Genomic DNA, 13,668 nt, shown 5'->3' on the forward strand with positions numbered 1-13,668 from the left:
ACCAGAGGTGACACCTCAATCCTAACTATTCTTCAGCTGCTCCCCATTGGTTATATCCGTTACCTATCCGTTACCCATCTGTTGCCCCTATTTCCTTGTCTTGATGCAATAGCGAGTGGGGGAAACCACGGCAGTCGCTCATGGGGGAGACCCCCAAGACCGCGCTGCCTCCCCAAGACCGTAATGGTGCTTTTTCCGTAGGCGAATTAAATTCGCCACGGGTCGCACCTCTGCATCGCTCTCACAACTCTTCAAGCTTGCTCGATTTACGAAATCCAGGGTGTTACAAGTGTAGTGTTAAGTAGATCTCCTCACTTAGACCCCTGGACAAATGACTATATTTTTCGATGCCTTTATCTCCTACGGACGTGCTGACAGCAAAGCCTTTGCTACTAAACTTGAAGCTAGACTAACACAATTGGGCTTAACGGTCTGGTTTGACCAGAAGGACATTCCGCCTGCTGTAGATTGGCAGCATCAGATTGATAATGGCATTGAGAGAACTCATAACTTCATTTTTATCATTTCCCCCCATTCCGTTAATTCAAAATACTGCCTCAAAGAAATTGAACTGGCTATTAAATACAATAAACGCATTATTCCTTTAGTGCATGTTAAATACCCTCGTGACAAAATTCCTACGATTATCCGTAAACTGAACTGGATCTATTTCCAAGAGAAAATCAACGATTTTGAAGCGTCCTTTAAACAATTAATGAATTCCATCCGTAAGCATGCTGATTATGTAGAACAGCATACTCGGTTTTTAGTTAAAGCTCTGGAGTGGGACAGAAATCAACAAAAAACGAACCACCTGTTAATCCAGTCAGAACGTATTCAAGCTGAATCTTGGTTAAAGGTGCGGTTTAAAAAAGAGCAAGCTCCTTGTGTGCCAACGGATTTACATTGTGAGTTTATTTGTGAAAGCACCAAAAATGCCAATAATTTAATGACCCAAGTGTTTATCTCTTATTCTGATAAAGATCAAGATATCAAGGATAAACTTAGCAAAACCCTGATGCGGGAAGGAATCACAATCTGGAAACCTGAAACTGATATTAAAACCGGTATAGACTTCCAAGCGGCAATCAACCAAGGAATTGAGGAAGCTGATAATGTCATTTACTTAATTTCACCCAATTCGAGTCAATCAAAATACTGTCAGCAAGAACTTGAACACGCCTTTGCTCACAATAAACGGATTATATCACTACTGATTGAAGACACGGATATTGACCAAATACCACCAAAAATTATTTCATTACAATTCCTAGATTTTACTAAGTCTAACCATGAAGGAAACTACCGCTTAATGGCTGCTCAATTATTAAAAGAATTAAATCAAGATGCTCTCTATTACGAAGAGCATAAGCTTTTGTTAGTCAAAGCGATCAAATGGCTGAGCCAAAACCGTAATTCTAGCATTTTATTGCGGGGTCACAATTTAAACTATTACGAAAACTGGCTGAACGTAAATCGGCAACGCCTGGAACATCCACCCCTAGGATTACATGAAGAATTTCTGGCGGCTAGCAGGAATCAACAGCATGAATCTTATCTAGACGTTTTTATTTCTTATTCCCGTACTGATTCAGATTTGGCTAGGAAGTTAAATGAGGCATTGCAGTTACAGGGTAAAACTACTTGGTTTGACCAAGAAAGTATTCCTCCGGGCAGTGATTTTCAATAGGAAATCTATCGTGGAATTGAACATTCTGATAATTTCTTATTTATTATTTCCCCTGCTTCGGTAAATTCACGCTACTGTGCTGGGGAGGTAGACTATGCTCAGACATTAAATAAACGGTTTGTGACTGTGCTTTCTTCACAGGTAGCAGCAAAAATGCTACATCCTGGATTAGCTAGCATCCAGTGGATTGATTTCAACCGGCATGGAGGAGATTTTTATCCCAATTTCAGTGAATTGGTCAGAACCCTTGATACTGACCGAGAGCATGTGCGCAGTCACACCAAATGGTTGCAGCGAGCTAGGGAATGGCAGCAGTCTAAGCAAGATACAGATTTGCTGTTGCGTGGCAGCGAATTTTCTATTGCCCAACAATGGTTGCTTGATGCCGAGACCAATGATAAACAGCCGACTGCGACACCTTTACACAAGGACTATATTGCTAAAAGTGGGGATGCCATATCGATTTTGACAAAACGGGAAAAGCGTCGATTAGTTATCTTACGGTTGTCCCTTACTTTGATGAGTGCAGCATTTGCAGCAGCTGTTGGCTTTGGCTTGGTTGCTTTCATGCAATGGAAACGGCCAGAAACGGTTAGGGAAGGTCACATTAATGCTCTGAGTCGATATTCACTGGCTCTGAGAGAATCAAATCAGGAATTTGATGCCCTGATCGAAGCAATCAGGGCTGCACGGCAACTGCAAAAACAGATACGTAGTGTAAAACCTGAAACTGAGGGTCTGGTTAGGACAGCATTGCACGGAGCAATGTCTTGGGTTAGAGAATACAACCGTTTGGTAGGCCATAACAGTTGGGTTACTAGTGTTAGTTTTAGCCCTGACGGTAATCTGATTGCTTCTGCTAGTAAAGACCATACTGTCAAACTGTGGAGCCGCAAGGGTAAGCCACTCCAAACCTTTAAGGGACATGACGGTACCGTTTGGAATGTTAGTTTCAGCCCAGATGGCAAGACTATTGCTACAGCTAGTCAGGATAAGACGGTCAAACTGTGGAGCTTAGACGGGAAAAACCTCCAAACCTTTAAAGGACATCAGCGTGGAGTGCGGAGCGTGAGTTTTAGTCCGGACGGCAGGATGCTGGCTACGGCTAGTAACGATAATACTGTCAAGCTGTGGAGCCTCAATGGCAACCAACTCCAAACCTTTGAGGGGATTGCGGCTGGATATCGCAGCATCAGCTTTAGTCCGGATGGCAAAATTCTGGGTTCTGCTGGAAGTAACAATACTATCAAACTCTGGCACCTGGATGGGACAAGTATTGCAACGTTCAAGGGGCATAAGGCTGAGGTTAATAGCATCAGTTTCTCACCCCAAGGCAAGATGATTGCTTCTGCTAGTAGGGATAAGACTATCAAACTCTGGAGCCTTGATGGTCGGGAACTAAAGACTTTTCCAAAGAAATTCCCTGGAGTCAGAAGCGTCAGGTTCAGCCCGGATGGCAAAACCCTCGCCTCTGCTAGTCGGGATAAAACTGTTAAACTCTGGAGCCTTGATGGCTCGGAACTCCAAACCTTCCGAGGGCATCAGGCTGGGGCTTATGACCTTAGCTTTAGCCCAGATGGCAAGACCCTGGCTAGTGCTAGTGAAGATAAAACCATTAAACTCTGGCGCTTATATGCGAAAACACCTCGCACTTTCAAGGGTCATAGGAGTAATGTCTGGAGTGTGAGTTTTAGCCCAGATGGCAAAACCTTGGCTAGTGCTAGTGAAGATAAAACTGCTAAGCTATGGCATTTAGATTATACCTGTGGCAAGGAAGGATTAGGGGAGAGAAGGTTTAGTAAAACTATCAATGTGGTGGATTTTTGTTTGACTCCAAAGGTTCTAGAAAACCACAGGGATGTAGTGTTTAGTGTTAGTTTCAGCCCCGATGGCAAAACTATTGCTACAGGTAGCCGGGATAGTAAGGTTAGACTTTGGAGTAAGGATGGTAAAAAAATCCAAACACTCCAGGGGCATCAGGCTGGAGTCTTTAGCGTTAGTTTCAGCCCTGACAGTCAGACGATTGTATCTGGCAGTTGGGATAAAGCTGTCAAGCTTTGGACTTTTAAAGGAAGAGAACGCCAAAGGTTTAAAAAGCTTAGGGCTGCGGTTAGAAGTGTTAATTTTAGTCCCGATGGTATGATGATTGCTGCTGGTAGTGATGATAATACTATCAAGCTTTGGAGTCGGGGAAACTTATGTAATGGTGAATTAAAATCAGCAAACTTAAAATCAGTAAACTTAAAAGCAGCAAACTTAAAACCAGCAGTTGGCTCAGACCATAACACAAATTTTTTGCCTTTTTGCTTAACTCCTACTATCCTCAAAGGTCATGATGATGTAATTTGGAGTGTCAGTTTTAGTCCCGACAGTCAGATGCTTGTCTCTGGTAGTGAGGACGAAACAGTTAAACTTTGGAGTAGAGACGGTAAAGAAATCCGAACTCTCAAAGGGCATAAGGGTAAGGTGTTTAGCGTCAGTTTCAGCCCAGATGGCAAGATGATTGCTTCGGCTAGTGGTGACAAAACGGTTAAACTCTGGAATTTGAAGGGGCAAGAACTTGAAACTCTGATTGGACATAATGATGGCGTTTTTAGCCTCAGTTTCAGTCCCGATGGCAAAATCCTGGCTTCATCTGACTCCAGTGGCAATGTGATTATGTGGGATATGGATCTAAGTTTAGATTTCAATGACCTTCTGGGTCGGGCTTGTGATTGGGTAGGGGATTATCTCAAGCACAATTCTGCAATCGATGAAAGCGATCGCACTCTTTGTGATGGTATTAAACCCAAATCAAAATAGACTGGATTAAGGAAAGGCAAGAGGCAAGAGGCAAGAGGCAAGAGGCAAGAGGCAAGAGGCAAGAGGCAAGAGGCAAGAGGCAAGAGTTAATAAAGTAAGAGATAAATTGGGTATAGAAAGGGAGAGACACTTGTGGAAAAAGCATACACAAAAGACTTTAATTCCTGGACACAACAAACAGCACAGTTGTTGCGAGAAGGTCGTTGGCAAGAGATTGACTTAGAAAATCTGATTGAGGAGGTTGAAGACTTGGGCAAGAGTGAAAGGCGGGGAATTACTAGCCAATTGATTCGCCTGCTTTTGCATTTGCTCAAGTGGCAATACCAGCATCAGCGTCGCTCCGATAGCTGGCTGGATTCGATTACTGACGCTCGGACTCAGATTGAGTTAGCTATTGAAGATAGTCCCAGTCTCAGGAGCTATCCCGCTGAGCAGCTGGAACAAAGCTATCAGCGGGCTCGCCGTAAGGCAGCCCAGCAAACAGGAATGTCTGTTTCGGTTTTCCCAGAGGCTTGCCCCTATTCTCTTGAATTGATTTTAGATCAGGATTGGTTACCAGAAGCTGAAAATTAAAGCCTATTTTAGCATAATATAGTGAATATTAAATTAATTGATATTGGGGTGATTAAACCCATAACTTGGACTCAAAAACTAAAGGCACTAGAGGCACGGGTTGATAAATGGGAAACGGATAACCCCTCATACAATTAAGCTGTATTTTTAAAGTTAAGTTATCATGACCCTGATCAAAACTAAACGCTTTAGCCTAGCTGACTATCATCGCTTGATTGATAATGGTTTTCTAACAGAAGATGACCGGGTGGAGTTGATTCGGGGAGAGTTAATACAAATGGTGGCGAAGGGTACGTCCCACTCGGTTTGCAACACTAAGTTATGGCGAGAGTTGGACAGACTAGTAGGCGACCGTGGGGTGGTACGGGGACAGGAACCAATCATCCTATCGAACGACAGTGAACCGGAACCGGATGTTGCGATCGCATGGGGTCAGGCGGATGACTACTTGCCAAATCACCCTTATCCAAAGGATATATTCCTAGTGATTGAGGTGTCAGATTCAACCCTGGAGTATGACCAAACCGTAAAGCTATCCTTATATTCAGAAAACCAAATTCAGGATTACTGGATTGTTAACCTGGTGGCTGGTCAACTAGAGTGCTATACTCAGCCCTATCAAGATACTCAAAGAAATTTCGGCTATCGCTTGACACTCCCCGCCCTATAAGAGCGGGGATTCTTAGTTCTACGACATGCCTTAAAATTAGTTATCCTGAAAGGCAATACTTAAGCCAAATATCCGTCCAGAAGAACCAAATATTGAGCCTAATTTAACTAACCCCAGTGGGCTTGTCTCCCTAAGCGTTGGGATTTACCGTTCCCGTGTGCCCCACGGTACGTTATATACTTTTAATTTGTACTTTACTGGTTTTCGGTGTCTGTTAAGACCCATGCGTTTTAGAGGTTTTTCGCGCCTCGTGTACTAGCATCGCTTTACGTCGTTGTTGAGTGAGGCAGTACCGACGAATCCTGCCTGTGCTAGGCTACACACTTAGATATATTATACACTATTTTTTTTATAACTTCTGGAAAAGTCGCCCTAGAAGGGCGTTCGCCTAGCGTGGCCATAGGCCAGGCTTGAAACCCAAAATTTTTGGTCAAACGGGTAGTGTTGCCCAATGAAACGGTTACCATTCCTGGTCTTGGAGATTTGTCCCTAGAGTTAAGTCGTGTGTTTCCAGGTTGAGCAAAATTGGATCAGTTGATGGGTTGATCTAAAAGCGTCAAAATGAAAAAGAGTATATATTACTATTTACCGAGACACTTACTACTATAGTTATGGCGCTGGAACTGCTGATTCAAACTACCTCAGCAACCCATCAAAGTTTTGATTACGACCTAGCCATTGTCGGGGGTGGCATTACTGGTTCTACCCTGGCCTGTGCGTTGAAACATTCTGGGTTGAGCGTATTACTCATAGAAGCCAAACCCAAGTCAGTGGCAGTTGCCAGGGTACAAGCCTATGCTTTGTCTATCCTCTCAGGGCGTATTTTCGCAGGTATTGGGGTTTGGGATAAAATCCTGCCACAGATTAGCACATTTCGGCAGATCAGGCTTTCCGATGCTAACCATTCCGGTGTGGTGCATTTTTCCCCTTCAGATTTAGGTACCAACGCCCTAGGGTATGTGGGAGAACACCGTCCGGTGCTAACGTCGTTGCAAGAATTTTTGACAGATTGCCCCAATGTTGACTGGCTGTGTCCAGCAGAAGTAGTGGATGTAGACTATCAGGAGTCTGGGGTGGAGATTACTGTCAAGGAGGGTGATACTCAGCATCGAATTAGGACACGGCTAGTGGTGGCGGCGGATGGAGCGCGATCGCAAATTCGGACTAAGGCTAGGATTACGACTCGTGGCTGGAAATACTGGCAATCTTGTGTGACTGCCCGGATTAAAACCGAAAAGCCCCATAATAATACGGCTTTTGAACGCTTCTGGCCTAGTGGTCCGATGGGGGTGCTGCCCTTGTCAGAGAATCGCTGCCAGGTAGTGTGGACAGCACCCCATGCTGAAGCAAAAGCGTTACAAGAACTAGATGAAGAAAAGTTTCTCGCTAAGCTGGAATACTACACTGGTGGTCTGTTGGGTCGCTTGGAGTTGGAATGCGATCGCTATTTGTTTCCAGTGCAATTGATGCAGAGCGATCGCTATATTCAGTCACGATTGGCACTAATTGGTGATGCTGCCCATTGTTGCCATCCTGTCGGTGGTCAAGGACTAAACCTCGGCATTCGCGATGCTGCTGCCCTTGCCCAAGTCTTGACTGAAGCACACCAAGCAGGGGAAGATATTGGATCGATAGAGGTTCTTAATCGCTATGAAAACTGGCGCAAGCAAGAGAATCTGGTCATCTTAGGGTTTACCGATACCCTGGATCGGATGTTTTCCAACAACTGGTTACCAATAGTGGGGATACGCCGTCTCGGGTTATGGATGCTGCGCCGGATTCGTCCAGTGAAGATTTATGCCTTGAAGTTGATGACTGGTTTGAGAGGAAATATTCCTCAAGTTGCTCAACAATAGAGCAGTGGCTCTCTTACTCAATTACTGCTAGAGAGCGCTGCGATCAGAATTCTGGTTAAGGGATCTAAATCAGTTGGTACGCGGTAGAGAGTCAATTGTTGGGTGATTAATTTGTCTTGACGGTGCAGAATACCAAACTGCCAGATTGTTCCAGTTGAAACCGCTCCAAATAGCTGTGGCTGTTGCTCAACCGATGGGCATTTTTCCCATTGATCGAGGGCAATCAGTTCCACTGCCATCTGAGTGAAACCATTGGTAAGATCCTCTTGCTTTGCCTCAACCACTAACAGATTAGTCGTTGTCCTGAGCAAATAGTCCAACGCGCCTTGAAGCTGATTGCTTACCTTGAGTGAATACTCAATTCGCAACTGCGCCCTTGTGTAGTGAATCAAATCTGCCATCACAGGTGCAATTAACATCTCCCGCCGGGATTGTTCGTTGCTCAGATCCAGGTAAGGTAAAATTTCTTCGAGGCGTGATTGGCGCTCCTGCAATCGATCTAACTCACCCCGATATTGCCGTAAATCCAATAAGCTACGTTCTAGTGAATAGCCATATTCTGCCAAGATTTCATCCGTCGGAGTTTTCAGTTTGGCTATTTCACTGAAGCTATAAGAACGGTTGGGGTCGAGCAGAGGCATAGGATGGAAACCAGAAATCAGCGATTAAGGGGAAATATTCCTCAAGTGGATATACAATAAAGCATCACTTAAGTCAATAGAACACTTCTTTCTAGTTTGGCTTACCTCGTCAAGCCAGTAAGACCTCGACAAAAATGTTTAGTTTCGTATAGCGTTGTCGAGGATTTATTTTTTGTGTGTTAACTGACTCGATATTTTGAGCCATAAACGTCTCGATCCGGAACAAGTTTATTGATAGTTTATGATTATAAATTATAAGTATAACACAGATAGAATGTTTTTTTCGTTAATCGTCAGATAAAATTTCAACAATCTTGACACTAACTACCCGCCACACCCCTCACCCCATTACCAGTCGATATCTGTTATGGTATTGGTCTCAAAACTATTCATTTTAACTACCTAGACAGAGAAAAATATGGAAATTCGAGGGATCGATACACCACGGTTAGACTGGACTGGCGATGCCCTAGCCATTGGGTTATTTGAGGATGCTGTAGACCTGACTGGTGATTTAGCCGAGTTGGATCAGAAACTGGCTGGTACGATCACAGAATTGATCGAGGAAACAGAATTTAAAGCTAGCGCTAATAGTTCTGCTGTCACCCGTGTGGGATCCGGTAGCCCAATCCGTAAAATTATCCTGGTCGGATTGGGTAAACCAGATGACCTGAAGTTAGATACACTGCGCCGTGGGAGTGCCACAATTGCCCGGACTGCGAAACAGCAAAAGATTACAACTCTTGGAATTAGCCTACCCGTGGTTAATGATGACCCCACAGTAACGGCACAAGTGATCACTGAGGGGATAATCCTGGCACTACACCAAGACAATCGCTTTAAGTCGGAATCCGAGGATAAGGGCGCAAAGCTCGAACAGATTGATTTACTGGGATTGGCTGGGCAAGAAGCAGGGATTGATAAGGCTCAGAAAATCTGTGAAGGTGTAATTTTGGCACGAGAGTTGGTGGCAGCACCAGCTAATGAGGTGACACCAATTAGTTTGGCTAAGACAGCAGAGGAGCTGGCCTCAGAGTATGGTTTTTCCCTGGAAATCTTGGACAGGGAAGCCTGTGAAGAACTGGGAATGGGTGCTTTCCTAGGGGTTGCCAAAGCTTCAGATCTGCCCCCCAAGTTTATTCATATTACCTACAAACCTGATGGCACGCCAAAACGCAAATTAGCGATTGTGGGTAAGGGGTTAACCTTTGACTCCGGTGGCTTGAATCTTAAAGGTGCTGGTAGTGGCATCGAGACTATGAAAATCGATATGGGGGGTGCGGCGGCTACCTTGGGGACTGCTAAGGCAATTGGCCAGTTAAAGCCAGATGTCGAAGTTCACTTTATCAGTGCGGCCACGGAGAATATGATTAGTGGTCATGCTATGCACCCAGGGGATATTCTTACTGCTTCTAATGGTAAGACGATTGAAGTCAATAATACGGATGCGGAAGGAAGACTGACCCTAGCAGATGCTTTAGTGTTTGCGGAAAAATTAGAGGTGGATGCGATCGCAGATTTAGCGACCTTGACTGGTGCCTGTGTTGTAGCATTGGGAAATGATATTGCTGGTTTATGGACAACCGATGAAACCATAGCGCAACAGTTTAAAGAGGCAGCAGAAGCGGCTGGTGAAAAACTCTGGCAGATGCCCATGGAAGAGAAGTACTTTGAGGGATTAAAGTCTCAAATTGCTGATTTCAAAAATACTGGGCCCCGTGCAGCTGGTTCGATTACGGCAGCGTTGTTCTTGAAGCAATTTGTTAAGGAAACGCCTTGGGTACATATCGATATTGCTGGAACAGTTTGGACTGAGAAAGAAAATGGTTGTAATAATTCTGGTGCGACTGGCTTTCCAGTTCGTACTTTGGTGAATTGGGTATTGAGTGAGACTTAGAGTAATCGGTAATCGGTAATGAGTAATCGGTAACTGATCCAACTATACTTAAGATCATTACTTAAGATCATTAAGATCATTCCTTAGTTTAGCAATCCCATAGTAAGGCACGGCGGAAATAAAGATACTTTTCAAAGCGATGCAGCGCGGTCTTGGGGGTTTCCCCCATGAGCGACTGCCATAATTTTGAATTTTAAATTCCGCCCAGCATTACTAGCTATGGGTTTTCAAAAGAAGCAATTGGCTAAAGTACATAATTTATTAGTTTTAGGGAATAGGGAATAGTAAAAAACTTCTTTGTACCTCATAAGTATGGACAACACTATTATAAATCGAACTGAGGTATTACCAAATTTTGATTTGAGCTTTTTTTACATAAACAAACTGGGATCAACTTGAAAAAAAACTCCCAAGGTTTTGGCTTGATATTTGCTAATTTCTCGCTTCCCATTAACGATGTCATCAACGGTTTTTTGAGAGCCAATAATTCCCACTAAATCCGCTGGTTTTATGTCTTTTTGATCCATTAAAAAAAGTAACATAGACTGAGGCTCAGATCTAATCCCTGGGGAGTAATAGTCTTGTTCAAATTTTTCAATTAATGTAATCAGCAATTCATAAATTTCATCTTCTTCTGGTGTTCGTTTAGGTCGGTGCATCAACTCTTCTACAAAAGCTAAAGCTTTTTCATTCTCTTCTTCTGTTTTAATCATTTTAGGTTGATATTTTACTAACAGTTTTTTGTATGGCTTTTGATTAAAAGTAAGGGTCATTCTTCCAGTTATTATAGTCGTATTCTGCGTGATTCAGAATATACTTGATGTAAATTAAATGCTTTTCATAATCTATACTTACAATTAAGCGGTACTTATTCCCCTTAATATTAAAAACTGTAAAATTTCCTACTGCTTCAGCTTTTCTAAAAACTGATTGTACCTCAACTAAGTTAGACCAAGTAGCCTGATTGGCAATCTTATACCAGTTATCGAGAGCATCATGGCAATCAGCGTGTTTTTCACTAAATTCCCGCAAACGTCGATAGCTGATCACATGCATTTGATATCCTCTTTGGTGCCCTGAACCTAGACACAACTCTGATTTCCTGTCTTGATGCAATAGCGAGTGGGGGAAACCCCCAAGACCGCGCTGCATCGCTTTATTTTGAAACCAAAGGGAATAGAGCTATTCCAAGTTATGTTCACTAACCATTACAACGGTTGCTTAATCTGATTGCCTTGAATGGGACTGGTCTTGAACTGGAGGGACAAAAATGATTGATAACGCCCAAATTTATTTAACCTGGGAAATCCATATTATCTGGTCTTAAATGCTTCTATGGTGTTGTGCAGTGGTTTAATCACATCCTGATTTACCTGAGAGTGAAATGCTTTTTGGGGCTTGAAGCTCGAAGACAGATAAAATTATTATTCTTAAGGGCACAGTAGTTCTTACTTTGAATACCAACCAATGATCAGGATATCACAATAATGGTCATGGTCACACAGAACGTAGTGCGATCGCGTAGCGTGACCGTAGGTCAATCGCATTTTGGGAAGTCTGTAGTCTGTAGGATGGGCATTGCCTGGGCAAATCCGGGACTTATCACCATCAGCTAACCGTAAGTGATAGGTTAAAACAGAAGCCATCATTCTCCCGATTGACACTTGAAACCCCACTCTAGTTACTGGCAACTGCGACCTTACCTTCGTTCCCAAGGCTTAACTCTGGCCCAGACATTGGTTTCTACATTAGTATTCACCGTCTGCTGGCCCCTACTCCTTTGGCTATCTGAGCCCTTTTTTGATGTGGTCGGACAGGGAAAACTGGTCAGGAGTCTTCAGCTAGCTGGGTTAGCTGCTGTTGTGTTTCTGACCCAGAAAATAGCGCAGTACTGTTTATATACCCTATCAGCAAAAGCTTCACTACAGATTGCCCTCCATTTACGCCAAAACGTTTTTAACCATTTGCAGCGCCTCAGTATTGGTTACTTTGAAGCTGCTAGAACTGGTGACCTTACCTACCGACTCACGGAAGACCTCGATCGGATTGGGGAGGTGATTTACAAAATTGTTCGTGATTTTATTCCTTGTGTCTTGCAACTGATTGTAGTACTAACTGCTGTCATCTATATTAATCCAGAACTGACCCTAGCCATAGTAATTATTGCACCATTGATGGGCTTGTTGATTGGTTGGTTTGGGGAACAGATCCGTAAATTCTCCCATCGCAGCCAAAATCGGATATCGGATTTGTCCGCAATGCTGACGGAAGTGTTTAGCGGGATTCGCTTAATCCAAGCTTTTGCCGCAGAAGACTATACCCTGGAAAAATTTAGTCAAGAAGCAGAAAACAACCGCAAAGCCAAGTATGCTGCTGAACGCCTCAGAGCAATTCAGTTTCCAATAGTTGGTTTTCTCGAAGCCTTGTGCTTCTTGTTACTATTATTGTTGGGAGCATGGCAGATTGCTGAGGGTAACCTCACCGCTTCCAAGTTTGTCAGTTACGGTATCGGTGTTGCTATGTTGATTGATCCGATCAACATCTTAACCCAAAACTATAATGAGTTCAAACAGGGAGAAGCATCGATAGACCGCATCTTTGAACTATTTGCCCTTGAGCCAACGGTAATTGAAAAGCCAAGCGCTATAGTTTTACCCCCAGCAACGGGTAGGGTGGAATACTGTAATGTCAGCTTTGGTTATCAACCTGGTGAGCCTGTACTGAGAAATTTGAATTTAGAAATTGCTGCGGGAGAGGCGATCGCATTAGTAGGCGCTTCGGGTGCTGGTAAAACTACTTTGGTTAATCTCCTGCCTCGCTTCTATGATCCGCAATCTGGAGAAATCCTGATTGATGGGATCAATATCCAAGATATTACCCTCAATAGTCTACGGCGTCAGATTGGCATTGTCCCCCAAGATACTACTCTCTTTTCAGGTACTATTGCTCAAAATATTGCCTTTGGTCAGTTAAAACCTGACTTTAAAGCTGTTCAGGAAGCGGCTAAGATTGCCAATGCTCACCAGTTCATTATTAAACTATCCCAAGGATATCACACTTGGGTAGGGGAGAGGGGAATTAATTTATCGGGAGGGCAACGACAACGGATTGCGATCGCACGAGCGGTATTGCTCGATCCTAGAATCTTGATTCTCGATGAAGCCACCTCCGCTTTAGACTCAGAATCAGAAGCCTTGGTACAAGAAGCCTTAGAACGGATTATGAAAGACCGCACTGTTTTTATTATTGCTCACCGATTAGCAACAGTGCGCCGTGCTGACCGGATTATAGTAGTAGAACAAGGACGAATTGTTGAATCTGGAAACCATGAGGGACTGTTAGAGAAAGGTGGTCGTTATGCTCGGTTTTATGCTCAGCAATTTAATTGATCTAGTCAAGGGAATAGGGAACAGGGAATCGGGAATCGGGAATCGGGAATCGGGAATCGGGAATCGGGAATCGGGAATCGGGAATCGGGAATCGGGAATCGGGAATCGGGAATCGGGAATCGGGAATCGGGAATCGGGAATCGGGAATCG

Annotated in this window: 10 protein-coding genes and 1 pseudogene; 7 read left to right on the top strand and 4 right to left on the bottom strand. The window is 43.7% G+C overall.

Features of this window, described 5'->3' with window-relative positions:
* Positions 1-331 precede the first annotated feature (331 nt).
* The 5 genes and pseudogenes from F6J94_RS05200 to F6J94_RS05220 form a co-directional block, all read left to right on the top strand.
* Positions 332-1,915 (top strand): annotated as a pseudogene (locus F6J94_RS05200) (toll/interleukin-1 receptor domain-containing protein); the annotation flags it as partial.
* Between the two features lie 540 nt (positions 1,916-2,455).
* Positions 2,456-4,492 carry a WD40 repeat domain-containing protein gene (locus F6J94_RS05205; RefSeq protein ID WP_293037666.1) on the top strand — a complete coding sequence of 679 codons (2,037 nt, stop codon included), beginning with the start codon at positions 2,456-2,458 and terminating at the stop codon, positions 4,490-4,492.
* Positions 4,493-4,624: 132 nt separating this feature from the next.
* The gene (locus tag F6J94_RS05210) at positions 4,625-5,065 is read left to right on the top strand and encodes a DUF29 domain-containing protein (RefSeq protein ID WP_293037642.1); all 441 of its coding nucleotides are present in this window, start codon (positions 4,625-4,627) and stop codon (positions 5,063-5,065) included.
* Positions 5,066-5,228: 163 nt separating this feature from the next.
* The gene (locus tag F6J94_RS05215; RefSeq protein WP_293037645.1) at positions 5,229-5,735 is read left to right on the top strand and encodes a Uma2 family endonuclease; all 507 of its coding nucleotides are present in this window, start codon (positions 5,229-5,231) and stop codon (positions 5,733-5,735) included.
* A gap of 611 nt (positions 5,736-6,346) precedes the next feature.
* Positions 6,347-7,591, top strand: a complete 1,245-nt coding sequence (locus F6J94_RS05220; protein WP_293037648.1) for an FAD-dependent hydroxylase — start codon at positions 6,347-6,349, stop codon at positions 7,589-7,591.
* Positions 7,592-7,608: 17 nt separating this feature from the next.
* On the opposite strand, the gene F6J94_RS05225 is transcribed toward F6J94_RS05220, so the two are convergent.
* The gene (locus F6J94_RS05225) at positions 7,609-8,232 is read right to left on the bottom strand and encodes a hypothetical protein (protein ID WP_293037651.1); all 624 of its coding nucleotides are present in this window, start codon (positions 8,230-8,232) and stop codon (positions 7,609-7,611) included.
* A 418-nt stretch (positions 8,233-8,650) separates the two neighbouring features.
* Between F6J94_RS05225 and F6J94_RS05230 the strand changes: the two genes are divergently transcribed.
* Positions 8,651-10,129, top strand: a complete 1,479-nt coding sequence (locus F6J94_RS05230; RefSeq protein WP_293037654.1) for a leucyl aminopeptidase — start codon at positions 8,651-8,653, stop codon at positions 10,127-10,129.
* A gap of 371 nt (positions 10,130-10,500) precedes the next feature.
* Here the strand turns inward: F6J94_RS05230 and F6J94_RS05235 are convergent, their stop codons facing one another.
* The 3 genes from F6J94_RS05235 to F6J94_RS05245 form a co-directional block, all read right to left on the bottom strand.
* A complete protein-coding gene (locus F6J94_RS05235; protein WP_293030498.1) occupies positions 10,501-10,842 on the bottom strand; it encodes a transcriptional regulator in 342 nt (113 codons plus the stop codon).
* A gap of 43 nt (positions 10,843-10,885) precedes the next feature.
* Positions 10,886-11,185, bottom strand: a complete 300-nt coding sequence (locus tag F6J94_RS05240) for a type II toxin-antitoxin system HigB family toxin (RefSeq protein ID WP_008189566.1) — start codon at positions 11,183-11,185, stop codon at positions 10,886-10,888.
* A gap of 392 nt (positions 11,186-11,577) precedes the next feature.
* Positions 11,578-11,778: a hypothetical protein gene (locus tag F6J94_RS05245; protein WP_293037657.1), complete on the bottom strand. Its 201-nt coding sequence runs from the start codon at positions 11,776-11,778 to the stop codon at positions 11,578-11,580.
* A 15-nt stretch (positions 11,779-11,793) separates the two neighbouring features.
* On the opposite strand from F6J94_RS05245, the gene F6J94_RS05250 reads away from it, so the two are divergent.
* Positions 11,794-13,518 carry an ABC transporter ATP-binding protein gene (locus tag F6J94_RS05250; RefSeq protein ID WP_293037660.1) on the top strand — a complete coding sequence of 575 codons (1,725 nt, stop codon included), beginning with the start codon at positions 11,794-11,796 and terminating at the stop codon, positions 13,516-13,518.
* The last annotated feature ends 150 nt before the right edge of the window (positions 13,519-13,668 follow it).

The sequence above is a fragment of the Moorena sp. SIO1F2 genome (genome assembly GCF_010672755.1).
Classification (GTDB): domain Bacteria; phylum Cyanobacteriota; class Cyanobacteriia; order Cyanobacteriales; family Coleofasciculaceae; genus Moorena.

Excerpts from the sequence above, each read along its gene's own strand:
- F6J94_RS05205 (WP_293037666.1), top strand. The coding sequence starts at position 2,456 with ATGTCTTGGGTTAGAGAATACAACCGTTTGGTAGGCCATAACAGTTGG.
- F6J94_RS05215 (WP_293037645.1), top strand. The coding sequence starts at position 5,229 with ATGACCCTGATCAAAACTAAACGCTTTAGCCTAGCTGACTATCATCGC.
- F6J94_RS05220 (WP_293037648.1), top strand. The coding sequence starts at position 6,347 with ATGGCGCTGGAACTGCTGATTCAAACTACCTCAGCAACCCATCAAAGT.
- F6J94_RS05225 (WP_293037651.1), bottom strand. The coding sequence starts at position 8,232 with ATGCCTCTGCTCGACCCCAACCGTTCTTATAGCTTCAGTGAAATAGCC.
- F6J94_RS05230 (WP_293037654.1), top strand. The coding sequence starts at position 8,651 with ATGGAAATTCGAGGGATCGATACACCACGGTTAGACTGGACTGGCGAT.
- F6J94_RS05235 (WP_293030498.1), bottom strand. The coding sequence starts at position 10,842 with ATGATTAAAACAGAAGAAGAGAATGAAAAAGCTTTAGCTTTTGTAGAA.
- F6J94_RS05240 (WP_008189566.1), bottom strand. The coding sequence starts at position 11,185 with ATGCATGTGATCAGCTATCGACGTTTGCGGGAATTTAGTGAAAAACAC.
- F6J94_RS05245 (WP_293037657.1), bottom strand. The coding sequence starts at position 11,778 with ATGATGGCTTCTGTTTTAACCTATCACTTACGGTTAGCTGATGGTGAT.